At 74.4% G+C, this 21,829-nt stretch carries 18 protein-coding genes and 2 pseudogenes; 11 read left to right on the top strand and 9 right to left on the bottom strand.

Going from position 1 to position 21,829, the window contains the following annotated elements:
* The first annotated feature begins 153 nt into the window (after positions 1–153).
* Complete coding sequence (locus tag ACIQFX_RS21110) at positions 154–1,335, top strand: acyl-CoA dehydrogenase family protein (RefSeq protein ID WP_402465413.1); 1,182 nt, start codon at positions 154–156, stop codon at positions 1,333–1,335.
* Between the two features lie 39 nt (positions 1,336–1,374).
* Here the strand turns inward: ACIQFX_RS21110 and ACIQFX_RS21105 are convergent, their stop codons facing one another.
* Together ACIQFX_RS21105 and ACIQFX_RS21100 are read right to left on the bottom strand one after the other, a co-directional pair.
* Positions 1,375–1,878 carry an FBP domain-containing protein gene (locus ACIQFX_RS21105; RefSeq protein WP_376489339.1) on the bottom strand — a complete coding sequence of 168 codons (504 nt, stop codon included), beginning with the start codon at positions 1,876–1,878 and terminating at the stop codon, positions 1,375–1,377.
* A gap of 58 nt (positions 1,879–1,936) precedes the next feature.
* Complete coding sequence (locus ACIQFX_RS21100) at positions 1,937–3,406, bottom strand: PLP-dependent aminotransferase family protein (protein WP_402465411.1); 1,470 nt, start codon at positions 3,404–3,406, stop codon at positions 1,937–1,939.
* A 99-nt stretch (positions 3,407–3,505) separates the two neighbouring features.
* Here ACIQFX_RS21100 and ACIQFX_RS21095 point away from each other — a divergent pair, with 99 nt between their 5' ends.
* Together ACIQFX_RS21095 and ACIQFX_RS21090 are read left to right on the top strand one after the other, a co-directional pair.
* Entirely contained in the window at positions 3,506–3,706 is a 201-nt protein-coding gene (locus ACIQFX_RS21095; RefSeq protein WP_402465408.1) for a hypothetical protein, read from the top strand.
* Positions 3,703–4,371, top strand: a complete 669-nt coding sequence (locus tag ACIQFX_RS21090; protein WP_402465405.1) for a universal stress protein — start codon at positions 3,703–3,705, stop codon at positions 4,369–4,371. Before ACIQFX_RS21095 ends, ACIQFX_RS21090 begins: the two co-directional genes overlap by 4 nt.
* Before the next feature lie 21 nt (positions 4,372–4,392).
* On the opposite strand, the gene ACIQFX_RS21085 is transcribed toward ACIQFX_RS21090, so the two are convergent.
* The gene (locus ACIQFX_RS21085; RefSeq protein WP_402465402.1) at positions 4,393–5,883 is read right to left on the bottom strand and encodes a DUF6777 domain-containing protein; all 1,491 of its coding nucleotides are present in this window, start codon (positions 5,881–5,883) and stop codon (positions 4,393–4,395) included.
* A gap of 233 nt (positions 5,884–6,116) precedes the next feature.
* Between ACIQFX_RS21085 and ACIQFX_RS21080 the strand changes: the two genes are divergently transcribed.
* A complete protein-coding gene (locus tag ACIQFX_RS21080) occupies positions 6,117–7,448 on the top strand; it encodes a streptophobe family protein (RefSeq protein WP_402465400.1) in 1,332 nt (443 codons plus the stop codon).
* A 109-nt stretch (positions 7,449–7,557) separates the two neighbouring features.
* Here the strand turns inward: ACIQFX_RS21080 and ACIQFX_RS21075 are convergent, their stop codons facing one another.
* The 3 genes from ACIQFX_RS21075 to ACIQFX_RS21065 all read right to left on the bottom strand — a co-directional run bounded on the left by ACIQFX_RS21075 (position 7,558) and on the right by ACIQFX_RS21065 (position 12,004).
* Positions 7,558–8,541, bottom strand: a complete 984-nt coding sequence (locus ACIQFX_RS21075) for a serine/threonine-protein kinase (protein ID WP_402465397.1) — start codon at positions 8,539–8,541, stop codon at positions 7,558–7,560.
* Positions 8,541–9,269 (bottom strand): hypothetical protein, encoded by a 729-nt coding sequence (locus tag ACIQFX_RS21070; RefSeq protein ID WP_402465395.1) that lies wholly within the window; start codon positions 9,267–9,269, stop codon positions 8,541–8,543. The genes ACIQFX_RS21075 and ACIQFX_RS21070 overlap by 1 nt, the downstream gene beginning before the upstream one ends.
* Before the next feature lie 119 nt (positions 9,270–9,388).
* Entirely contained in the window at positions 9,389–12,004 is a 2,616-nt protein-coding gene (locus ACIQFX_RS21065) for an FHA domain-containing protein (RefSeq protein ID WP_402465393.1), read from the bottom strand.
* A gap of 102 nt (positions 12,005–12,106) precedes the next feature.
* Here ACIQFX_RS21065 and ACIQFX_RS21060 point away from each other — a divergent pair, with 102 nt between their 5' ends.
* Positions 12,107–12,766: a TetR/AcrR family transcriptional regulator gene (locus ACIQFX_RS21060; protein WP_402465391.1), complete on the top strand. Its 660-nt coding sequence runs from the start codon at positions 12,107–12,109 to the stop codon at positions 12,764–12,766.
* On the opposite strand, the gene ACIQFX_RS21055 is transcribed toward ACIQFX_RS21060, so the two are convergent.
* Both ACIQFX_RS21055 and ACIQFX_RS21050 read right to left on the bottom strand, forming a co-directional pair.
* Positions 12,730–13,536 (bottom strand): class II aldolase/adducin family protein, encoded by an 807-nt coding sequence (locus ACIQFX_RS21055; protein WP_402465388.1) that lies wholly within the window; start codon positions 13,534–13,536, stop codon positions 12,730–12,732. The two genes, ACIQFX_RS21060 and ACIQFX_RS21055, sit on opposite strands and share 37 nt — an antisense overlap.
* A 243-nt stretch (positions 13,537–13,779) precedes the next feature.
* Positions 13,780–14,610, bottom strand: a complete 831-nt coding sequence (locus ACIQFX_RS21050) for a DUF3626 domain-containing protein (protein WP_402465385.1) — start codon at positions 14,608–14,610, stop codon at positions 13,780–13,782.
* Positions 14,611–14,749: 139 nt separating this feature from the next.
* On the opposite strand from ACIQFX_RS21050, the pseudogene ACIQFX_RS21045 reads away from it, so the two are divergent.
* Positions 14,750–15,421: pseudogene (locus tag ACIQFX_RS21045) on the top strand (ThuA domain-containing protein); the annotation flags it as partial.
* Between the two features lie 345 nt (positions 15,422–15,766).
* Here ACIQFX_RS21045 and ACIQFX_RS21040 read toward each other — a convergent pair.
* Positions 15,767–16,681 carry an AraC family transcriptional regulator gene (locus ACIQFX_RS21040; RefSeq protein ID WP_402465382.1) on the bottom strand — a complete coding sequence of 305 codons (915 nt, stop codon included), beginning with the start codon at positions 16,679–16,681 and terminating at the stop codon, positions 15,767–15,769.
* Between the two features lie 274 nt (positions 16,682–16,955).
* Between ACIQFX_RS21040 and ACIQFX_RS21035 the strand changes: the two are divergent.
* From ACIQFX_RS21035 to ACIQFX_RS21015, 5 genes and pseudogenes are all read left to right on the top strand, one after another.
* A pseudogene (locus ACIQFX_RS21035) lies at positions 16,956–17,865 on the top strand (SDR family NAD(P)-dependent oxidoreductase).
* Positions 17,866–18,152: 287 nt separating this feature from the next.
* Positions 18,153–19,163, top strand: a complete 1,011-nt coding sequence (locus ACIQFX_RS21030; protein WP_402465379.1) for an aldo/keto reductase — start codon at positions 18,153–18,155, stop codon at positions 19,161–19,163.
* Positions 19,164–19,256: 93 nt separating this feature from the next.
* Complete coding sequence (locus ACIQFX_RS21025; RefSeq protein ID WP_402465377.1) at positions 19,257–19,676, top strand: SRPBCC family protein; 420 nt, start codon at positions 19,257–19,259, stop codon at positions 19,674–19,676.
* Between the two features lie 105 nt (positions 19,677–19,781).
* Positions 19,782–20,213, top strand: a complete 432-nt coding sequence (locus tag ACIQFX_RS21020) for a low temperature requirement protein A (protein ID WP_402465374.1) — start codon at positions 19,782–19,784, stop codon at positions 20,211–20,213.
* Positions 20,214–20,308: 95 nt separating this feature from the next.
* Positions 20,309–21,706, top strand: coding sequence for an NADP-dependent succinic semialdehyde dehydrogenase (locus tag ACIQFX_RS21015; protein ID WP_402465371.1), 1,398 nt, complete (start codon positions 20,309–20,311; stop codon positions 21,704–21,706).
* Positions 21,707–21,829: the final 123 nt, after the last annotated feature.

Here is a 21,829-nt window from a genome sequence, read left to right as displayed (position 1 = left end):
CCTCGCTCTCACTGGTGACGCGATGTCGATCCGGAGATTGGATCCAATCGGGACCGTACGGGCCGGATACGGGATTCTCAATACTGGATCCAATATCCGATCGGGCGCTACGCTTCGGCTCGCCGAGTTGCCACAGTCGCCAGGAGGCCGTCCGTGAAGTCGCCGTCCACCCCCGTCCACCCCTTCGACCTGCTCGCCGTCGACGGACTGCTGACCGACGAGGAGCGCGAGATCCGGAACACCGTCCGCGCCGTCGCCGACCGCGAACTGCGGCCGCACGTCGCCGGCTGGTTCGAGAAGGGCGAGATCCCGGCCCGCGAGCTCGCCCGCACCCTCGGCGCCACCGGCGTGCTCGGCATGCACCTGGAGGGCTACGGCTGCGCGGGCACCAACTCCGTGGCGTACGGCCTCGCCTGCCTGGAACTGGAGGCCGTCGACTCCGGCCTCCGCTCCCTCGTCTCCGTCCAGGGCTCCCTCGCCATGTACGCCATCTGGAAGTACGGCTCCGAGGACCAGAAGCAGCGGTGGCTGCCGAAGATGGCGGCCGGCGAGTACATCGGCTGCTTCGGCCTCACCGAGCCCGACGCGGGCTCCGACCCGGGCGCCATGCGGACCAACGCCAAGCGGGACGGCTCCGACTGGGTCCTCAACGGCACCAAGATGTGGATCACCAACGGCTCCGTCGCCGACGTCGCCGTCGTCTGGGCCCGCACCGAGGACGGCGTCCGGGGCTTCCTCGTCCCGGCCGGCACCCCCGGCTTCAGCGCCCCCGAGATCAAGATGAAGCTCTCCCTGCGCGCGAGCGTCACCAGCGAACTCGTCTTCGAGGACGTGCGCCTGCCCGCCGACGCGATGCTGCCGGAGGCCCGCGGCCTCTCCGGTCCGCTCGGCTGCCTCAACGAGGCCCGCTTCGGCATCGTCTTCGGCGCGCTCGGCGCCGCCCGCGACTGCCTGGAGACCGCGATCTCCTACGCCCGCGACCGGGTCGTCTTCGCCCGTTCCCTCGCCTCGTACCAGCTCACGCAGCAGAAGCTCGCCGACATGTCCGTCGAACTCGGCAAGGGCATGCTGCTCGCCCTCCACCTGGGCCGGCTCAAGGACGCGGGCGCGCTCACCGCCGAGCAGGTCAGCGTCGGCAAGCTCAACAACGTCCGCGAGGCCATCGCCATCGCCCGCGAGTGCCGCACGATCCTGGGCGCCAACGGCATCACCCTGGAGTACCCGGTGCTGCGCCACGCCAACAACCTGGAGTCGGTGCTCACCTACGAGGGCACGAGCGAGGTCCACTCCCTGGTCATCGGCAAGGCGCTCACCGGCGAGCAGGCCTTCCGCTGACCTTCCGCCGCCCGCTGACCTTCCTCCGTCCGGCGGCGGTCAGCCGGCCGTCACCCGGTCGACGAACGCGTCCAGGTTGCCCGTCAGACGGGCGACCTGCTCGTCGACGGTGAGGGACTCCTCGTGGCGCCGGCCGCGCAGCTTCGGCTGCCGCCGGCCCCGGACGTACAGCGAACAGGCCAGGTCGGCACAGAGGTAGATGCCGACCGTGTTCCCCTCGCGGCCGCGGCTCCCGGCCAGCGGCGCCACCAGGAGCGTGACGCCCGACGACGCGTGCCCCGTCAGGCAGACCTGGCACATGCTCGACTTCACGGCGCTGGTCCGCCCGGTCGCGGGCACCCGCAGGGTCACGCCGAGCGGGCCGTCCTCGCGGGGGAGCACCAGATGCGCGCGGAGCGGCGCGCCCGGGTCCACCCACCCGAGGAAGTCCAGGTCCTCCCAGGGGAGTTCGGCGAAGTCGAGCGGCAGCTTGAGGCGGGCCGCCTCGCCCTTGGTGCAGTTCACGAAGGACGCGCGGATCTCTTTGTCGGTCAGTGGTTCCACTCGGTGGACCGTACACGGACCCGACCCGGCGGGCACCCGAATAAGGCGCGCCGCCGGCTCAGGCGACCCAGTCCGGCAGGGCCGGGTCGACGAAGCCGCCCGGCGCCCCGTCGAGGGCGGCCGCGAGCCGTTCGGCCGCCGGTTCGTACACGTCCTCCGGGAGCGTGTACGGGATGCGCAGCCGGTGCTCGTGCGTGCCGGGGTCGACGCCGAACCGCGCGCCGCCCTCCACCCGGACGCCGTGCCGCAGGGCCCGGGCGGCGAGTGAGGAGGAGACCGGGCGGCCCAGGTCGATCCACAGGCACATGCCGCCGGGCGGCACCGTCCAGCGCCACTCCGGAACGTGCCGGGCGAGCGCCGCGCTCAGCGCGGAGCGCCGCCGCCGCAGCTCCTCGACGCGCTGCGGGAGGATCACGTCGAGGCGGTCGATGAGGGAGACGGCCACCAGCTGGTCCAGGACGGAGCCGGACAGGTCGGCGGTGATCCTGACCCGGGCCAGCTCGGTCACGACCCGGGCCGAGGCCCGCACCCAGCCGACCCGCAGCCCGCCCCAGCAGCTCTTGCTGAGCGAGCCGACGGAGACGATCTGCTCCCCGTCGCCCCCTCCGGCCGTCGCGGCGAACGGCGCCGGGGCGGGCACGTCCAGGGCCATGTCGGTGAGCGTCTCGTCCACCACGAGCCAGGTCCCGGTGGCCCGCGCGGCCCGTGCCAGCTCCCGGCGCTGCTCCTGCGGCATGAGGTGGCCGGTCGGGTTGTGGAAGTCGGGGATCAGATAGGCCAGGCGCGGCGCGGTCTGCCGGAGCGCCGCGTCGACGAGCCCGGTGTCCCAGCCGTTCTCGGTCACCGGTACCGGGGTCACCCGGAGCATGCGGCCCCGCATGGCGTCGAGGGCGTTCGTGTACGAGGGGTTCTCGGCCAGCACCCGGTCGCCGGCCCGGCCGAGGAGCGTGAGGACCAGCGACAGCGCCTGCTGCGCGCCCGTGGTGACGAGGATCTGCTCGGGGCGGGTCGGCAGGCCGCGGGCCGTGTAGCGCCGGGCGACGGCCGCACGCAGGGCGGGCAGCCCGTACGGGTGGTAGCCCTGGGAGCCGGCGTAGCGGGGCAGTTCGAGGGCGGCGGCCGCCAGCGCGGCGGCCAGTTCCTCCGCGGGGGCCTGCGGCGCGGCGAGGGCCAGGTCGATGGTCGAGCCGGTCTCGTCGTGGAAGGCGCCGAGGGCCGTCGGCGCCTGCCCGTCGGGCATCGCGGTCCAGGTGCCCGCCCCCCGGCGGCTGTGCGCGTACCCGCTCTCCCGGAGCAGGTCGTACGCCCCCGTCACGGTCGTCCGGCTCACCTGGAGCACCGTCGCGAGCTCCCGCTCGGCCGGCAGCCGCAGGCGGAGCGCGACCCGCCCGTCGAGGAGCGCTTCGCGCACGGCCCGCGCGAGCTCCCGGTACCCGAACCGGCCCTCGGGCGGCGGGGTGAGGAGCGACGCGAGCTGGCGGCCCGTCAGGGTCCGGTCCACTGTGTGGACCACGCGTGCCACTGCCATGCCAATCACTCCTTATTGGCTCTGCTGTCCAGGCCAATAAGAGTACAGACTCCTGTCCAGTGGCCTGGTGGTCACGTCATCGAGGGAAGGAGACGACCGATGTCCGGACACTTCACCGACCGCGACGAGCGGATGTGGCAGCTGCGAGCGGAGGAGCGGGCGACCCGGCCCCTGCCCGTCGGGGCCTGGCTCCGGAGCCTGCGCACCTCCGTGGCGCGCGGCGCGGCGGGACGCGCCGAGGCGGCGCGCATCGCCGTCCGGCGCCCCGCCGTTCCACCCGCCGCCTGCGAACAGGCGTGACCGGAGGGTCGCCCGGCGGGCCCGCCGACGCGTTCCCCCGGGCGGGCGACGCGTTCCCCCGGGCGGGCGGCCGGGTCGTCGTCGGCGTCAGCGGTTCGCTCGCCTCGCTCGCCGCCCTCCGGCACGCGACCGCCGTCGCCCGGCGCGACGGCGTACCGCTGCTCGCCGTGCTCGCCTGGGAGCCCCCGGAGGGCGAGGCGCTGCACGCCCGGATGCCCGACCGCGCGTGGGCGCGCCTGTGGGCGGAGGACGCCCGGCGGCGACTGGAGGACGCCGTCCTCGACGGCCTCGGGCACGTCCCCGCGGACGTGGCCTTCGACGGCCGGGCCGTCAGGGGCGCCCCGGCCGACGTGCTCCGCGCGCTGGCCGGCCGCCCCCGCGATCTGCTGGTCGTCGGCACCGCGCCGCGCCGCGGCCGGCTGTCCCGGCTGCGCCGTCGTCCGGTCCTGCGGGCGGTCCTCGACCGTGCTGCCTGCCCGGTGCTGACGGTTCCCGGCCCGGCCCTGCTCCCGGGCGAGGCCCGCGTCCTGCGCCGGAACGCGCGTACCTCCGCGCCGGACGGTGCCGGGGCGGAGGTACGGGGCCGGGCTGCGGGGTCCCTCGTCATCCCGGAAGGCGGCCGCCGGCCGTGCGGCCCCGGCCCGCAGGCCGGGGACGCGGCCTGACGGACCCGGCCGACCGCACGGTCAGACGACGGTTCCCGGACCCGGCGCGGGCACGGAGGCCGAAGCCGGCGAGGAGGTCGACGGGGAGAGCGACGACAGGGAGGACAGCGGCGCCGCCGACTGCGCGGCCGAGGACGAGCCCGGCCCGCCGGGCGACTGATCCGCCGACTGGCTCGTCAGGCCGGCCGACCCGTCCGTGGCGGGCCCTGAGTCAGGGCCCGTGGAATCACCCGACGGCGAACTACCGGTGGGACTCGACGTGTCGGAAGGCGTCGCCGACGGCGTCGTCGGTGTGGGTGTGGGTGTGGGTGTGGGGGTGGGAGTCGGGGTCGGGGTCGGGGTCGGGGAAAGCGTCGAGGGGCACGGCGACGGGGTGACTCCGTTGACCGGCGTCGGGGTCTGCGTGCCCGTCACCGTCACGCAGGGCAGCGGCGACGACGGGGAGACCGACGGCGACGAGCTGGACGTGGACGGCGAGGCCGTCGGGGACAGCGTGTGCGGCGGGGGAGGCGGCGGCGTGGGCTTGTCGTGCCGGCCCGTGTCGCCGTGCTGACGCGCGAACCAGCCGTCGTCCTCGGGGTCGTACACGATGAACACGTTCACGACGGTCACCGACGGCGCCACCACGACCACCTGGGAGGAGTTGTACCCCTGCCAGGGCGTGCCCGTCGTGCGCGGCTGCTTCTGCGCCACCGGGTCCGTCAGCGGGTTGCCGCAGGCGCAGCGCACCCGGGGCACCCCGCGGCCGTCGACCATGACCGCGGTACCGGCCTGCAGCACCGCCTGGTAGGAGGTGGCCGAGCCGTCCCGGAAGCCGTGGTTCGTCACCCGGGTGTCGACCCGGAGCTGAAGCGGGGTCAGGGAGCGCAGGAAGCCGGGGACCTCGTTCGCCTGGATGCCCGCGACCGAGGCGAAGGCCGCGTTCTTGGCGGGCTCGGCGGAGAGGTACCGCACCTGCTGCTCCACGTTGCAGCTGGAGATCGACTGCGTCCCCCCGTAGAGGCCCGGCGTCGAGCCCCGCACCTCGGGCGTGGTCGACGCGGTACGGGGCGGCAGCGAGGCCGGCGACGCGGAGGCGTCGGAGGCGCGGGCCGTCGAGCGCGTGAAGGGGTCGGGGCCGGACGCGGCCGCGTTCTGCAGGAAGACCTCGCCGCCGCCGGAACCGGCCTGGCTGCCGCTGTCGTCGGGGCGGTTGGTGAGGACGACCGCGAGCGCGGCGACCGCGACGACGACCGCGGTGACCGAGGCGACCTTCGGGACGGAACGCCACCAGGGGCTCTTGCCGCCGCCACCGTCGGAGCCGGCGTCACCGGTCCCGCCGGGACCCGCTCCGCCTCCGCTCGAACCGCCCCCGGAACCGCCCCCGGAACCGCCGTGCGGCGGGCCGGGGGGCGGCGGGGGTCCGCCGGCCCCGGGGCGTGTGCTCGGGCCCGAGAGGGGGCCGGAGGGGGGACCTGTGGGTGGGACCGACGGCGGGCCGGACGGGGGGCCGGACGGTGGGTGGGAAGTCACTTTTTTCCCTTTCTTCCGTTCCGGGGCCATTGTGTGCGCCGACCGGGGCTTGAACGCAAGCGGAAGCGTCACCCTCCGCGAAAGGAGCAGCTCCCGCGCCCGCACGGCACCCGGCCCTCCGGTCCGCCGACGGCCCCCGGCCCTCCGGTCCGCCGACGGGCCCGTCCCCTCCGGTCCGCCGACGGCGCCCGTCCCCTCCGGTCCGCAAGCGGACGGCCGCCACCGGTACTAGCGTGGTCAGGGTGAGCAGTCGGCTCCCCACCTCCACGCGGCCCGCCGCGTCCACCGGGCTCGGCGCACGCATCGCGCTCCAGGCCCTGGTGGCCGTGGTCGCCGGTTACGCGGCGATGGCCGTCACCGCCGGGCTCGGCCTCTGGGCCGCGGGCGCCGCGGACCTGCCCGGCGGCTTCACCGCCGTCCTCGCCGCGGTCGTCGTCATGGCGGCGGGCGGCAAGGTCGAACTCGCCGGCGACGCCGGCTCCCTCGCCGGCACCCAGGCCGAACTGACCGCCATGCCCCTCACCGTCACCCTGGTGGGCGCCCTGGTCACCGGCTTCTGCTTCCTGCGCCCGCTGCGCCACCACGCCGTGGCCGGCACCCGCGAACTCCTGCTCCGCGCGGCGAGCACCGTACTCCTGTGGCTGATCGCCCTCGCCGGACTCTCCGCCCTCGCCCGGCACGACTTCCGGATCACCATCGGAGGCGGCGGCGACGAGGAAGGTTCCCTCACCGACCTCTTCGGCGACCTGCTCGACGCCGTGAACCCCACCGTCGGCTTCCGCACCGATCTCGGCCCCACCCTCTTCTACGGGCTCCTGTGGATCCTCGGCGTCCTCGCCGTCGCCCTCCTCGTCTCCCGCAGGACCCCCCTGCCGCCACGGCTCGTCCGCTACCACGAACCCGTCCGGCCCGCGGCCTCCGCGATGCTCCTCCTGCTCCTCGCGTACGTGGCCGTGGGCCTGGTCATCGGGATCGTCGTCGCCGCGACGAAGGGCCACGCCGCGGAGACCCTCGCCGTCCTCCTGCTCGGCCTGCCCAACGTGTCCTGGCTCGCCCTCGGCGTCGGCATCGGCGGCTCCTGGGAAGGCAAGGTCGAGGGCCCCTTCGGCCTGCCCATGCCGCAGGTCCTCGACGCCGTCCTGCGCGGCAACGGCGACAGCTCCGACCTCTCGACCGTCGACCTCTCCGCACTCGCCGAACAGGACGCCCGCGCCTGGTGGCTGCTGCCCATCGCCGCCGTCCTCCTCCTCGCCGCGGCCTTCGCGGCCGCCGTACGCTCCCCGGCCCGCATCCGGCTCTGGCAGCACTCCCTGCACCTGGGCGTCGCCTTCGCGCTGACCATGCTCGTCGTCATGCCCCTCACCCTGGTCGAAGCCCGCTTCGGCCTCTCGATCCTGGGCATCGGAGACCTGGACTCGCTCGGCGGAGAGGTCGTGCTGCGCCCGGACATCTGGAAGACGGTCGGCCTCGCCCTCCTCTGGGGCCTGGTCTTCGGCTTCCTCGGCGGCCTGCTGGCCTCCCGCGTCCACCGGAAGGGCGAGGTCGAGCAGCCCCCGACGAAGTGACGACGGCGGTCTCCGACGACGAAGTGACGACGCAGCCCCCGACGAAGTGACGACGGCGGTCTCCGACGACGAAGTGACGACGCCGTCCCCGACGAAGTGACGACGCCGCTCACAGCTCCCGGAACACCGGCCGCGCCCACGCGGGCGGCTCCGGAGGCGGGCCGAGGACCCGGGGGCTGCTCGGCACCGCGGGACCCGTCGCGCCGGCGGTCAGCGCGGCCCGCAGCTCGGCGACGAACTCCAGGCAGGTCCCGTACCGCTCCTCGGGCGTCTTCGCCAGCGCCTTCGCGAACACCGCGTCCGCCGCCTCGGGCAGCCCGGGGCGCACCTCGGAGAGCGGCGGCGGCGGATCGTACTGCTGCGCCCAGAGCACGGCCCAGTCGGTCTCGCGGCGGAACGGCGGCGCGCCCACCAGGGTCTCGAACACCACGCACGCGAGGCTGTACACGTCACAGCGGCCGTCGACCGGCTTGCCGGAGATCTGCTCCGGCGCCACGTAGTCCAGCGTGCCGACGAACTCGCCGACCGTCGTGAAGCCGGTCAGCGACAGCGACTTCTTCGTCAGCCCGAAGTCCGTGAGGTACACGTGCTCCGGATGGTCGCGGTCGGTGCCCTCGGCCACCAGGATGTTGCCCGGCTTCACGTCCCGGTGCACCAGGTCGTGCGCGTGCGCCGCGTCCAGGGCGGAGGCGACCTGGAGGGCGATCCGGCAGGCGGTCACGGGGGGCAGCGGCCCCTCGCGGTCGAGGAGAGCCACCAGGTCCTGCCCGGCCACGTACCGCATCGCGATGTACAGCACGCCCTCCGTCTCGCCCGCCTCGAAGACCGGCACGATGTGCGGGTGGTCGATCGAGGCGGCGACCCGCGACTCGTGCGCGAAGCGCTTGCGGAACGTGTCGTTGCGGGCCAGCTCGGGGGCGAGCAGCTTCAGCGCCACCGTCCGGTCGAGCCGCAGGTCCCGCGCCCGGTACACGACGGCCATGCCGCCGCGCCCGATCTCGCCCTCCACGCGGTAGCCCGCGATCTCCTTGCCGAGCAGCCCCGAGGCCCGGCCCGCCGGAAGCCCGGCGTCACTGCGCGCGCCGCCCGCCATCAGCCCTCACCCGCCGTCCCGGGCGGCCGCACCACCTGGGTCGGCGGCGGCCCGGCCGCCACCGCCGGGTCGACCTGGGGCACCACCTGCGTCGGCTCGTACCCGACCGGAGCGGCGCCGGCCCGCTCGCCCTCGCGCCCGGCCGCCGGGGGCGTGTCCGCGGGCGGCTCCGGAGGCTGCTCAGGGGGCGGCGGTTCCGAGGCGTGCGACTCCTGCGCCGCCGCCGAGGGCGCCGCCGAGCTCGCGTACGTACTCAGGCCGAGCCCGTCGCAGTACACCCAGCGCTCGTGCTCCGCGTCGTACAGCCACACCGACTCCCCGTCGACGACCATGCCCACGCGCAGGCCGCGGGTCCGCAGCCGGAAGTTCTCGCCGTCCAGGCGCCCCGCGCCCAGTTCCTCCGCTGCCCGCCGGTACCGGCCGAGCGCGTCCTCCGCGCGGGCGATCAGCGGTCGTGGATCGGCGGTCCTGGTCAGCGGCCGGCCGGCCGCCGGAGGGTCGCCCGGCACACTGACCAGCAGGCGCGCGTCGACCCATGCCGTCCAGCCGTTGGAGCACAGCACCCGCCCCCAGTCACCCGCCCGCTCCTCCAGGCGCACCGGCAGGAAGGCGTCGAGGGGCGACGTGGGGAGCCCCGGGTCGGGCGCCTCCCACGCGTCGAGCCCGTCGCGCGGCACGACGTGCGTCGGCCGGAAGTCCGGCACGTAGTCCGGCACGGGAAAGCTCACGGTTTCGCCTCCGTCGGGGGAGCGCTCACGGTCCTGCCTCCGTCACGGGAAAGCCCACAATCCTGCCTCCGTCAGGGGAAAGCTCACGGTCCTGTCTCCGTTACGCGAAAGCCCACGGCCTACCTCCGCATCACGACCGGCTCGTGGCGGCGCAGCAGCCGGGACACGACCAGAGCGAGGGCGAGACAGAGCACCACCAGCATGCCCATGTCGAACAGCCAGGCCTCCGCCGTGTGCTGCATCAGCGGGTCGGCGGTCTTCTCGCTCGGCGCGACCTTCCCGATGTCGATGGTCGCTCCCATGGCGGCGAACGCCCACCGCGACGGCACCAGCCAGGCCAGCTGCTCCAGGACGGGCGTGCCGCGCACGGTCAGGAGCGCGCCGCAGAACACCACCTGCACGATCGCGAGGAGGACGAGCAGCGGCATCGTCACCTCCTCCTTGCGCACGACCGCCGAGACGAGCAGACCGAGCATCATCGCCGTGAAGGCGAGCAGCGCCACGGCGAGCGTGATCTCCACGAGCGGGGGCATGAGGACGCCCTTGCCGTCGGGCACGTTCAGCGGCACGCCGATCAGCGCGACCAGGGTCAGGACCACGGCCTGCACGACCGTGATCAGGCCGAGGACCACGATCTTCGAGGCGAGATAGGCGGAACGGGACAGGCCGACGGCTCTCTCGCGCCGGTAGATCGAGCGTTCCTTGACCAGTTCCCGCACGGCGTTCGCCGCGCCGGTGAGGACCGCGCCCACGCAGAGGATGAGCAGGACGTTGAGCGTCGACTCCGGGTTGAGGCTGCCCTCGGACAACGCCCGGGCCATCGCCCCCATCACGAACGGCAGCGCGACCATGATGACGAGGAAGGTGCGGTCGGCGGCGAGCGCGGCCGAGTACCGGCGTACGAGCGTCCGCAGCTGGGAGCCCCAGCTCTGTGCCTTCGGCGGCGGGTCCGCCTCGGCGCCGGGCGGGGCGGCCGGGGCGCCCGGGCCCTCGGCGGGAACGGGGGTGGGTACGGGGACGTCCGGACGCGCCGTCGCGTCGGCGATGTACCGGCGGTGGAAGCGCGACGACCGGTACTGCCCGGCCCAGTCGCGGTCCCGCTCGTTCTCGAACGCCTCGAAGGCCTCGGGCCACTGGTCGAACCCGAAGAAGCCGAGGGTGTCGGCGGGCGGCCCGTAGTAGGCGACCCGGCCGCCGGGCGCCAGGACGAGCAGCCGGTCGCACACGTCCAGGCTGAGCACGCTGTGGGTGACCACGACGACGGTCCGCCCGTCGTCCGCGAGCCCGCGCAGCATGTGCATCACGGAGCGGTCCATGCCCGGGTCGAGGCCCGAGGTCGGTTCGTCGAGGAACAGCAGCGACGGCTTGGTCAGCAGTTCGAGGGCGACGCTCACCCGCTTGCGCTGGCCGCCGGAGAGACTGTGGATCGGCTGCTCGGCGCGCTCCACGAGACCGAGCTCCCGGATCACCTCGTCCACCCGGTCCTGCCGCTCGGCCCGCACCGTGTCCTCGGGGAAGCGCAGCTCGGCGGCGTATCCCAGGGCCCGGCGGACGGTGAGCTGGAGGTGCAGGATGTCGTCCTGCGGCACGAGCCCGATCCGCTGGCGCAGCTCGGCGTAGTCCCGGTACAGGTCGCGCCCGTCGTAGAACACCGTGCCCCGGTCGGCGGGCCGCTGCCCGGTGAGCGCGCCGAGCAGCGTCGACTTGCCCGCCCCGGACGGCCCGACCACCGCGAGCAGGGACTTCTCGCCCACGGGGAACGACACCTCGTCCAGGAGCGTCTTGCGCCCGTGGTCCACGGTGACGGCGAGCGACCGGACGTCGAGCGAGACCTCGCCGGTGTCCGTGAACTCGACCAGCTGCCCGCCGATCAGACAGAACGCGCACCGCCCGACGCCCACGATGTCGTCCGGCGTCACCCGCGCGTCCACCACCCGGCGGCCGTTGAGGAACGTGCCGTTGTGGCTGCCCAGGTCGTGGATCCAGTACGTGCCGTCCGGATGCGCCTGCAGCTCCGCGTGCCGTCGCGACACGATCAGGTCGGACACGACCACGTCGTTGTCCGGCGCCCGCCCGATGCGGATGCTGTGCGCCGGCAGCGGTCGCACGGACGTCGGCTGCCGGAACGTCCCGGTCGCGGCGGGGTACGACACGGACGAGGGCCGCGGCGGGTTCCCCGCCCCGGATACGGACAGGGGCACGGGTGCCGGCGTCGGGGGCGGTGCCGGTGCGGGCGTCGGGGGCAGGACCTCGGGCGCGACGGCGGGCCCGGGCTCCGCCAGGGGCGGGAGCGGCGCCGAGACGACCGGCTCGGGAGGAGGAACGGGGCGCGCGGCGGCAGCATCGGGGGCCTGGGCCTGGGCCTGGGCTGCGGGCGGCGGAGGGGGAGGGGGCAGGGGCGCGGGGGCCGGGGCGCCGGCCGAGAGCACCGCGCGCGGGCCATCCTCCGGATGCCCGAACCGTACGACCGTCCCGGGGCCGACCTCCTGGGGAAGGGTCACGCGCAGGCCGTCCGCGAACGTGCCGTTCGTACTGTCCTCGTCCGCGAGGATCCAGTGGCCGCCCGCGGCGCGGAGCACCGCGTGGTGCCAGGACGCCCGGGCGTCCGACAGCACGACATCGCTGGTGGGGTCGCGCCCGATGCGATAGACGCGGCTCGGACTCATGCGCGTCGCGTCCCCGTCGATGTCGAGGACCAAATCAGGCGCCGCGGGCGCGACGGGCCGCTCTCCCATGCGTGAATTTTATCCGCCGGTGCTGATCCCCGCCCGGGATGGAGGCGCCGGTAGGGTGGGCGTCCGCCGCGGACCGCGGCCCGGACCAAGGAGGAACCACCCGTGCCGAAAGGTGTCACCAGGAGGCGGCCCCTGACCCGCGCGGCACTCCTGAAGGCCGCCCTGGAGACCTTCGCCGAGCACGGCTTCCACGCGACGACGATCGAGCAGGTCTGCGAGCGCGCCGGCTACACGCGGGGCGCGTACTACTCGAACTTCGCCAGCAAGGAGGAGCTCTTCCTCGCGCTCTTCGACGAGCACAGCGACCGGACCGTACGGCGGCTGGCCGACGCGATCGACGCGCTGACCGCGGACGAGTACACCCTCGACCGGCTCGCGGAACTCGCCGCCCGCATCGAACCCGACGAGCGGGACTGGTACCTCGTCACCACCGAGTTCACCCTGCACGCCATCCGCGACCCGCAGGCCGCCTGGGTGCTCGCGCGCCACGACGAGCGGCTGCGGGCCGAGATCGCCCGCGGCCTCACCCTCGTGCTGCGCCGTGCGGGGCGCGAACTGACCGTGGACGCCGACCGGTTCGCCCGGCTCCTCATCGCCCTGCGGGAGGGCGGCCTCGCGCAGAGCTACGTGGAGCCGGCCGAGCTGCCGCCGGGCAGCCTGGAACGCCAGTTCCTCGCCCCGCTCCTGGAGGCGTCGACGCGGGAGATCCCCCGGCCGACGCCCGGTCAGTCGAAGAGGTCCGGGTCGGACGCGGTGATCTGATCCCACAGCGGGCGCGCCTGGAACCAGCCGGCCAGGTGACCGCCGACCTGCCCCCGGGTGAGCAGGGCGGTCTCACGGTCGATGAGTTGCGGGGTGCCCGCCGCCATCGCGAGGAGCTGCGCCTGGCAGGAGCGCTCCATGGTGACGAACCACCAGACGGCCTCGGCGACCGAGTGGCCCACCGTGAGCAGCCCGTGGTTCTTGAGGATGACCGCCTTGTGGTCGCCGAGCGCCTTGGCGACCCGCTCGCCCTCCTCGGTCTCGTTCACCACGCCCCGGTAGTCGTCGTAGATGCCGTGGTCCTCGAAGAAGGCGCAGGCGTCCTGGGTGATCGGGTCGAGCGGGATCCCCAGGCTGGAGAAGGCCTTGCCGTGCAGGGAGTGCGAGTGCGCGGCGGCGATCGCGTCGGGCCGGGCTGCGTGGACCCGGGAGTGGATGACGAACGCGGCCCGGTTCACCGGCCTGCGGCCCTCCAGGACGGTGCCCTCGTGGTCGACCAGGATCAGGTCGGACGCCTTGATCTGGCCGAAGCTCATCCCGAACGGGTTGACCCAGAAGGCGTTCGGGTCACCCGGGTCCCGGACGGTGATGTGCCCCGCGACCCCCTCCGAGAAGCCGAACCGCCCGAAGATCCGGAACCCCGCGGCCAGCTGCTCCTTCCGGTACCGGCGCTCCTCCTCGACGGAGTCGAAGGTGGGCGGCAGGGGCAGTTCCACCCCCTCGGGCAGCGGTCCTACGGCGGCGGCGAGCGCGGGCGGCACGGTACTCATGGCGGCTCCTCGTCGAGCGGGTCGGGCACGGCGCGCCAAAAGATACAGAGACGTATCCGATGCGACAACGGACCGAACCGGAGGCGGATGTCACGTGGACCTCGCGCGGACCGGGGATCTCGCACGGACCGGGCGCGTACTCAGGGGGCTTACGCGGACTTCGCGCGGCCCGGGGGGCCTCGCGCGGGCCGAGCGCGTACTCACGGGCACTTACGCGGACCTCGCGCGGGCCTCACGGGAACCTCACGCGCCCGGTGCCCCGAACCGCGCCAGGTAGTGCCAGACCCTCTTCACGTCCTGCGGGTCGTACCGTCCCGAACCGGCCGCCTCCTGCACCATCCTCGCGTCGAGCCACCCGTCGACCGCGATGCGGGCGCCGAGCTCCACGTACTCCGGCCCGCGGAAGTCCGGGTGCCGCCGCAACTCCTCGACCGAGACCCGGAAACCGCCGTGCCACTCGACGGCACAGGGCAGCCTCCGGGCGGCCGTCTCCACCTCCGTGCCCCGGTGGCTCGGGTCGAGGACCAGCGCCTCCACGTCCCTGCCGATCACCACCGGGCCGTGCACGTGCGCCTCGACGTAGTCGTCCAGCAGGTCCTGATCGTCCGCCTCGGCGAGCGCGACCAGGCGCATCCGGGCCGCGACGCCGAAGTCGGCGGGTTCCAGGAAGCTGTCCGGATAGCAGAAGGTCGCCCGTTCCAAGGCGCCCGCCGTCAGTCGCAGATGGGCCGAGCCGAAGCGGGGAGCGGCACCATAGGGGCGGCGGCGGAAGTCGAGGGCCCCGTAGACCGGGCGGGAATCCGCGGGCGCCTCGTCGTACGCACCGCCGAAGATGCGGCTCTCCCACCGGTGGCGGTCGCCGCCGGGGTGCGCCGTCAGCCCGCCGTTGCTGGTGCCGGTGACGAACTGCGAGCGGTAGACCCCGTCGTCCGCGAGCAGGTCGAGGAAGTGCGGGTGGAAGTTGAGCGTGACCCGCAGGCTCGGGTCGAGCGCCCCGCCGCTCGACCGTGCCGCCACGTGGGCGAGGGCCTGCCGGGCGGGGGAGTGGTCCGGGAGGATGTCGATCAGCGCCATCCGGGCAGTCTGCCGGGAGGGTGGGGCTTGCGGCACGGTGTTTTCGGTGGCTACGGTCGTGACCGAGGGAGATAGAAAGCGCTTTCCCCCGCCCTCTCGTTCCCCCGCAGCCCTCCCCGTACGGAGCTGGAGTCCCCGCGTGCCCACCGCCGACGTCCTGATCTACACCCGCACCACCGGCTACCGCCACGACTCGATCCCCGACGGCGCCGCGGCGCTCGCGGAGCTGGCGGCGGAGCTCGGCCGCCCCGCCGAGGTCACCGGGGATCCCGGCGCCTTCACCCCGGAGCGGCTCGCCGGGTGCGCCGTCGTCGTCCTGCTGTCCACCACGGGAAACGTCCTGACTCCCGAGGGCCGCCACGCCTTCGAGGCGTACCTCCGCGGCGGCGGCTCGCTCCTCGCCGTCCACGCCGCCGCGAACGCCGAACCCGACTGGCCCTTCTACGGCGAACTCCTCGGCACCCGCTTCGCCGGCCATCCGGAGATCCAGCCGGGCGCGGTCCTCGTCGACGACCCCACCCACCCGGCCACCGCGCCCCTCCCGCCCCGCTGGGCCTGGACGGACGAGTGGTACAACTTCACCTCCGACCCCCGCGCCACCCCGGATCCCGCAGTCCGCGTACGCGTCCTCGCCCGCGCCGACGAGACCACCTACCAGGGCGGCACCCACGGCGCCGACCACCCGCTCGTCTGGTGCCGCGACATCGACCGCGGCCGCGTCTTCTTCACCGCTCTCGGCCACGCGTCGGAGATGTACCGGGAGCCGCTCTTCCGCGCCCATCTGGCGGGCGCGCTGGAGTGGTTGACCGAGGGAGCGATCGACGGGGCCGCCGACGGGGTGGTCGACGGGCCGGCCGGTGAGCCGGCCCCCGACCTGCCGACTGACCGCCTCGCCGGCCCGGTGACGGGCTACCGACGGCCGATCTGCCCACCAGGCGACCGGGGCTGACCGGCCGATCGACCGGCGACCGGCCGGCCCGTGGACCGGCCGGCCCGTGGACCGGCCGGCCCGTGGACCGGCCGACCGGCGACCGGCCGACGGGTCGTCGGCCGGTGGGCGGGTGGGCCGGTCGCCGGTCTGCGGGCCGGTCCGCGGGGCGGCTTCCCCGCTGGTCGGCTTCTCAGGCCGACCGGTGGGTCGGGACTCCGCGCGGCCTCACGTCAGCGGGGGATGTCTGCGGTAGTCGCCGGGAGGGACGCCCAGGACGCGTTCGAAGGCGACGCTCAGGGCGCCTTCGGAGCCGTAGCCGACGGCGTGGGCGATGGAGGCGAGGGTGTCGCCGCTGCCGCGTAGGCGGCGGGCGGCGAGTTCGATGCGCCAGCGGGTGAGGTATTCGAGCGGGCCTTGGCCGACGGTGGCTTTGAAGCGGGCCGCGAGGGTGGAGCGGGAGACCGCGCAGGCGTGCGCGAGTTCGGCGACGGTCCAGGCGCGGGCCGGGTCGCGGTGCAGGGCGGCGAGGGCGGTGGCCGTCACGGGGTCGGCGAGGCCGGCCGGCCAGCCCGTGACGGCGTGCGGTTCGCGTGCGAGGTGCAGGCGCAGCACGTGGACGAGCATGACGACGGCGAGTTGCTCGGCCACGAGGCCGAAGGCCATCCGGCGGTCCGTGAGTTCCCGGTCGATCGCGGCGAGCGCCCACCGCACCGTCTCCGCGTGCGCGGTGTCGGCCGGGACGTGAATGACCGGGGGCAGCCGGTCGAGGAGCAGTTCCTGGGCCCGGGCACCGAAGGAGAACCGGCCCCCGACGAGGAGCGTGGCGTCGCCCGTACCCACCCGGGCGACGCCGTCCTCGGCGCGGGCGAAGAGGGGCGCGGCGGGCACGGGCACGGCCTCCGGGTCGCTGCGGAGGGTGAAGGGCAGCCGGTGGGCGAGCAGATGGCAGTCGCCCTCCGCCAGGGCGACCGGCGCGTCGAGTCCGTCGACCTCCAGGAGGCAGGAGCCGCGCCGGACCGCGCTGAACTTGACGCCGTCGGGGGCCCCGAAGCGCACGGCCCACCGCCCTCCGGCCGCCAGCCCGGCGGACAGGTGCCCGCGGGTCTCCAGGAGTGTCAGCACACCTTCGAGAGGATCCATGCCCCTCCTTCGGACGCTCGCTCAAGGAACCGGGACTTTCGATGACAGGACGTCCGATCGGCGCGGCCTGGCGTGGCGGTATGACGACGAACCGCCCGGCCGGAAGGCCCTCGACCGCACCCGCTGCCCTGTCCTCCCCTCCTCTCCCTCTACCGTTTCCCCCTCACCTGCCTCCGCCGCATCCGCCGCCGCGGCCTCCTCGGGCGCCTCCCCGCGGCCCGCCTCCGGATCCGCTCTCCTGACCACGCCCTTCACCGGTCGCGTCGACGCGCGGGTGGTGGTCGAAGGCGTCGACCTCACCGGTCGGCGTGCCGTCGTCACCGGTGGAGGGTCGGGGATCGGGGCCGAGACCGTCCGGGCGCTGGCCGCCGCAGGCGCGGAGGTCACCGTCGCCACGCGGCGCGTGGAGTCCGCGGAGCCGCTCGTCCGGTAGTGGGGCGGGGTCCGGGGCGCGGGCCGGGTCCGCGCCGTGGCGCTCGACCTGTCCGACCCGGCCTCGGTCGACGGGTTCGCGCGGGCGTGGGACGGACCGCTCGACGTCCTCGTCGCGAACGCCGGGGCCATGGCCCTGCCCACCCGCGTCCTGACTCCGGCCGGCTGGAGTCGCAGCTGGTGACCAACCGCCTGGGCGCTTCGCCCTCGCCGCGGGCCTGCACGCGGCGCTGCGCGCCTCCGGCGCGGCTCGGGTCGTGATCGTCAGCTCGGGCGCCCACCGGACCGCGCCCTTCGACTTCGAGGCCCCGCACTTCGACCGGCTGCCGTACGACCCCTGGGTGGCCCACGGGCAGTCCAAGACGGCGGGCGTCCTGTTCGCCGTCGGTGCCCGGCGCCGGGCGGCCGACGGCATCACGGCCAACGCGCTCAACCCCGGATTCGTCCTCACCGGTCTGCAGCGCCACCTCGACGACGCCACGCTGCGCACGTTCGGGGTGATGGACGAGGAGGGGAACCTGACGCCCCCACCGTTCTACAAGACCCCCGCCCAGGGGGCCGCGACCTCCGTCCTGCTCGCCGCCTCGCCCCTCCTGCACGGCGTCACCGGCCGCTACTTCGAGGACGAGCAGGAGGCCGGGGTCGTACGGGGCGACGAGGGCCGCCCCGGCGGTGTCGCCGCCCACGCCCTCGACCCCGAGGCGGCCGACCGGCTCTGGGAGTACGGCTCCGCCACGCTCGCACGCACCTGAGCCGAGGGGCCCGGGCTCGGACAGGGATCGGTAAGGCCCCGGGGCGGGCGGGGACGGGCAAGGCCCGAGGTGGGGCAGGGTCCGGTCCCGGCCGCCGACCAGGAACCAACCCCTTGCATTTACCCGCGCCTGCAATTATTGTCTACGGAAGTAAGGCGCGCTTGCACCTAAAAGTTCAGGTGTGGCGTACGCGCAACCGGTGGGTCACCCCTTCCACCCGGCGCCCCGGCTCGTTCGCAGCGGCCGTCGCGCCCCGTGGGCCCACCCTCACCCGTAAAGGCACAGTCATGTCGCTCAAGGAAATCCTCCCCGGCCGCCTCGGCTTCGGCACCGCCCCGCTCGGCAACATGTTCCGCGCGATCCCCGACGAGGAGGCCCGCGCCACCGTCGAGGCGGCGTGGGACCAGGGCATCCGCTTCTTCGACACCGCTCCGTTCTACGGTGCGGGCCTGGCCGAGACCCGGCTCGGTGAGGTGCTGTCCGCGAAGCCGCGCGACTCCTACGTCCTGTCGACCAAGGTCGGGCGCGTCATCCTCGACGAGCACGAGACCGCCGCCCGCGACCTGGGCGAGAAGGGCGGCCTGTTCGAGCACGGCAACCCGAACAAGATCGTCCATGAGTGGACGGCCGAGGCCACCGAGCGCTCCGTCGAGGACAGCCTCAAGCGTCTGGGCACCGACCGGCTGGACATCGTCTGGGTCCACGACATCGCCCAGGACTTCCACGGCGACCAGTGGCTGGCGAAGTTCGAGGAAGCCCGTACCGGCGCCTTCCGCGTCCTGTCCCGCCTCCGCGACGAGGGCGTCATCAAGGCCTGGGGCCTCGGCGTCAACAAGACGGAGCCGATCGAGCTGACCCTCGCGCTCGACGAGCCGCGCCCCGACGGCTTCCTGCTCGCCGGCCGCTACACCCTCCTCGACCACGGCCACGCCCTCCAGCGCCTCCTGCCCATGGCCCAGGAGCAGGGCGTCGACATGGTCGTCGGCGGCCCCTACAGCTCCGGCATCCTGGCCGGCGGCACCCACTTCGAGTACCAGCAGGCGCCGGACGAGATCGTCGAGCGCGTCGCGAAGCTCAAGGCGCTGACCGAGAAGCACGGCATCGGCATCAAGTCCGCCGCCCTGCAGTTCTCCCTGGCCCACCCGGCCGCCGCCGCCGTCATCCCCGGCGCCACCCGGCCCAGCCGCATCGCCGAGGACACCGCGGCCCTGGCCGAGACCGTCCCCGCCGCGTTCTGGACGGACCTGCGCGAGGCCGGCCTGGTCAGCCCGGCCGCCCCGCTCCCGAGCAACGCCTGACCCCGTCCCGGCGCCCTCCCCGCACCCCCGCACCCCCCCGCACCCCCCCGCACCCCCCCCACACACACACCAGCACCGCCAGGAGAAACGATCATGGCCTCCACCTCCGTCAGCCGCGTCGTGCCCGCCTCGCCCCAGAAGGTCTGGGACCTCGTCGGCGGCTTCGACGCCCTCCCCGACTGGCTGCCGTACATCCCCGAGAGCACCGCGCTCGAAGGCGGCCGGGTCCGCCGCCTGGCGAACCCCGACGGCGACGTGATCGTCGAGCGCCTCGTCCACTTCAGCGAGACGGAACGCTCCTACACCTACGCCATCCTCGAAGCCCCGTTCCCCGTCACCGGCTACCTCTCCACCCTGCGCGTCCACCCGGTCGCCGGGCGGGACGACGTCGCCGAGGTCCAGTGGTCCGGCCGCTTCACCCCCGACGGCGCCACCGACGCCGAGACCGAGGACCTGTTCGCCCGGATCTACCGCGACGGCCTCGAAGCCCTGCACCAGGCCCTGTCGGCCTGACGCCACGGACGGCCGCCGTGCCGTGAGAACCCCCGGGCCCGGGTAGGCGCGCGCGTACCCGGGCCCGGGGTTGCGGCGGGGCCGTGACGAGGCGCCCGCGGGGCGGTGCTAGTCGGCGAAGGCGGCGAGGACGTCCTCGCGCGGCACGTGGCCACCACGCCCGACCCGCTGCCGCCGGTCCGCCACGCGGTCAGCGGCCAGTACACCACCCCGGCCGGCCTCGTCGCCCTGGCCGTCGGCGCCGAACTCGCCATCAGCCACCCCACCGGCCACGGCAGCGCCGAGGTCGGCATCCTCCTGTTCGGCGGCCCCGTCCTCTACGTGATCACCCAGGCCCGGTGGTACTACACGTCCACCCGGCAGGCCTGGGGCGTCCGGCTGATCGCGTGCCCGGCCCGCGCCGTCGCCGGCGCGGTGTGGCTGCCGCCGCTCGTCTCCGTACTCGTCCTGGACGCCATCCTGGTCACGCTGGTCCTCGTACTCGAAAGGGTGCACCACCGGGTCCTCATGAAGATGCCCGCCGTGGACGCGGCCTGACCGGATCGCGCCCCCCGACCGGCCGCGCCCCTGTTGCGCGGGGCCGTTCATGGCGGATGGTTGCAGAGGGGGCCGATGGCACGAGGAGGCACGTCATGGGCATCGCCACCGTGAACCCCGCGACCGGCGAGACGCTGCGCACCTACGAGGCCCACGGGCCCGAGGAGGTCGAGCGGCGGATCGCCGCCGCGCACGAGGCCTACCGCCAGTACCGCACCACCCCGTTCGCCGAGCGGGCCCGGCTCATGCGCGCCGCGGCCACGCTCCTCGACGAGGACACCGAGGACATCGCCCGCACCATGACGCTGGAGATGGGCAAGCCGATCGCCGCCTCCCGCGCGGAGGCGGGCAAGTGCGCCAAGGCCATGCGCTGGTACGCGGCCAACGCCGAGGAACTGCTGGCCGACGAGCACCCGGCCGAGAGCGACGTCCAGGACTCCGGCGCCGACCTGGCCCGCGTCCACTACCGGCCGATCGGCCCGATCCTCGCCGTCATGCCGTGGAACTTCCCGCTCTGGCAGGTGGTCCGCTTCGCCGCGCCCGCCCTCATGGCGGGCAACACAGGGCTCCTCAAGCACGCCTCCAACGTGCCGAGGACCGCGCTCTACCTCGGTGACCTGTTCCGCCGCGCCGGCTTCCCCGAAGGCTGCTTCCAGGCCCTCCTCATCGGCTCCCGCGACGTCGAGGGCGTCCTGCGGGACCCCAGGGTCGTCGCGGCCACCCTGACGGGCAGCGAACCCGCGGGGCGCGCCGTCGCCGCCGTCGCGGGCGACGAGGTGAAGAAGACCGTCCTGGAGCTCGGCGGCAGCGACCCGTTCATCGTCATGCCCTCCGCGGACATCGTCCGCGCCGTGAAGACGGCCGTCACCGCGCGCGTGCAGAACAACGGCCAGTCGTGCATCGCCGCCAAGCGTTTCATCGTCCACCAGGACGTGTACGACGACTTCTCCGAACGCTTCACGGCCGCCATGAACGCCCTCACCGTCGGCGACCCGCTCGACGAGTCCACCGACATCGGACCCCTCGCCACCGCGCAGGGCCGCACCGACCTGGAGGAGCTCGTCGACGACGCCGTGGCCCGGGGCGCCACCGCCCTCTGCGGCGGCCACCGGCCCGAGGAGCCCGCGCTCCGGAACGGCTGGTACTACCGGCCCACCGTCCTCACCGGCATCACCCCGGAGATGCGCATCCACCAGGAGGAGGCCTTCGGCCCGGTCGCCACGGTCTACCCCGTCCGCGACATCGACGAGGCCGTGGCCGTCGCCAACGACTCGCCGTTCGGCCTCAGCTCCAACGTGTGGACCCGCTCCCCGGACGAGGTCGCCTTCTTCGTCCGCGACCTGGAGGCGGGCGGCGTCTTCGTCAACGGCATGACCGCCTCGCACCCCGCGCTCCCCTTCGGCGGCATCAAGCGCTCCGGTTACGGCCGCGAGCTCTCCGGGCACGGCATCCGCGAGTTCTGCAACGCGACGACGGTCTGGCAGCGCGCCTGACGGCCGTCGGCCCGTGCCCGTCGCCCGTGCCGGTGGCCGTGCCCGTACGCGTACGCGGGTCGGCGGCGCGTCCGACCACCGGCGGGCCGCAACGGTACGCGGGTCAGCCGTGCGGCCGACCAC

Origin of the sequence: Streptomyces sp. NPDC093089, assembly GCF_044754405.1 — a bacterium.
Classification (GTDB): Bacteria; Actinomycetota; Actinomycetes; order Streptomycetales; family Streptomycetaceae; genus Streptomyces.
Note: the sequence above shows the minus strand (reverse complement) of the source record. Positions and strands in the feature narration are given on the sequence as shown.

Coding starts and splice junctions, on each gene's coding strand:
- ACIQFX_RS21055 (WP_402465388.1), bottom strand. CDS start 13,536: ATGAGTACCGTGCCGCCCGCGCTCGCCGCCGCCGTAGGACCGCTGCCC.
- ACIQFX_RS21015 (WP_402465371.1), top strand. CDS start 20,309: ATGGGCATCGCCACCGTGAACCCCGCGACCGGCGAGACGCTGCGCACC.
- ACIQFX_RS21065 (WP_402465393.1), bottom strand. CDS start 12,004: ATGGGAGAGCGGCCCGTCGCGCCCGCGGCGCCTGATTTGGTCCTCGAC.
- ACIQFX_RS21095 (WP_402465408.1), top strand. CDS start 3,506: ATGTCCGGACACTTCACCGACCGCGACGAGCGGATGTGGCAGCTGCGA.
- ACIQFX_RS21040 (WP_402465382.1), bottom strand. CDS start 16,681: ATGGATCCTCTCGAAGGTGTGCTGACACTCCTGGAGACCCGCGGGCAC.
- ACIQFX_RS21075 (WP_402465397.1), bottom strand. CDS start 8,541: ATGGCGGGCGGCGCGCGCAGTGACGCCGGGCTTCCGGCGGGCCGGGCC.
- ACIQFX_RS21030 (WP_402465379.1), top strand. CDS start 18,153: ATGTCGCTCAAGGAAATCCTCCCCGGCCGCCTCGGCTTCGGCACCGCC.
- ACIQFX_RS21025 (WP_402465377.1), top strand. CDS start 19,257: ATGGCCTCCACCTCCGTCAGCCGCGTCGTGCCCGCCTCGCCCCAGAAG.
- ACIQFX_RS21100 (WP_402465411.1), bottom strand. CDS start 3,406: ATGGCAGTGGCACGCGTGGTCCACACAGTGGACCGGACCCTGACGGGC.
- ACIQFX_RS21050 (WP_402465385.1), bottom strand. CDS start 14,610: ATGGCGCTGATCGACATCCTCCCGGACCACTCCCCCGCCCGGCAGGCC.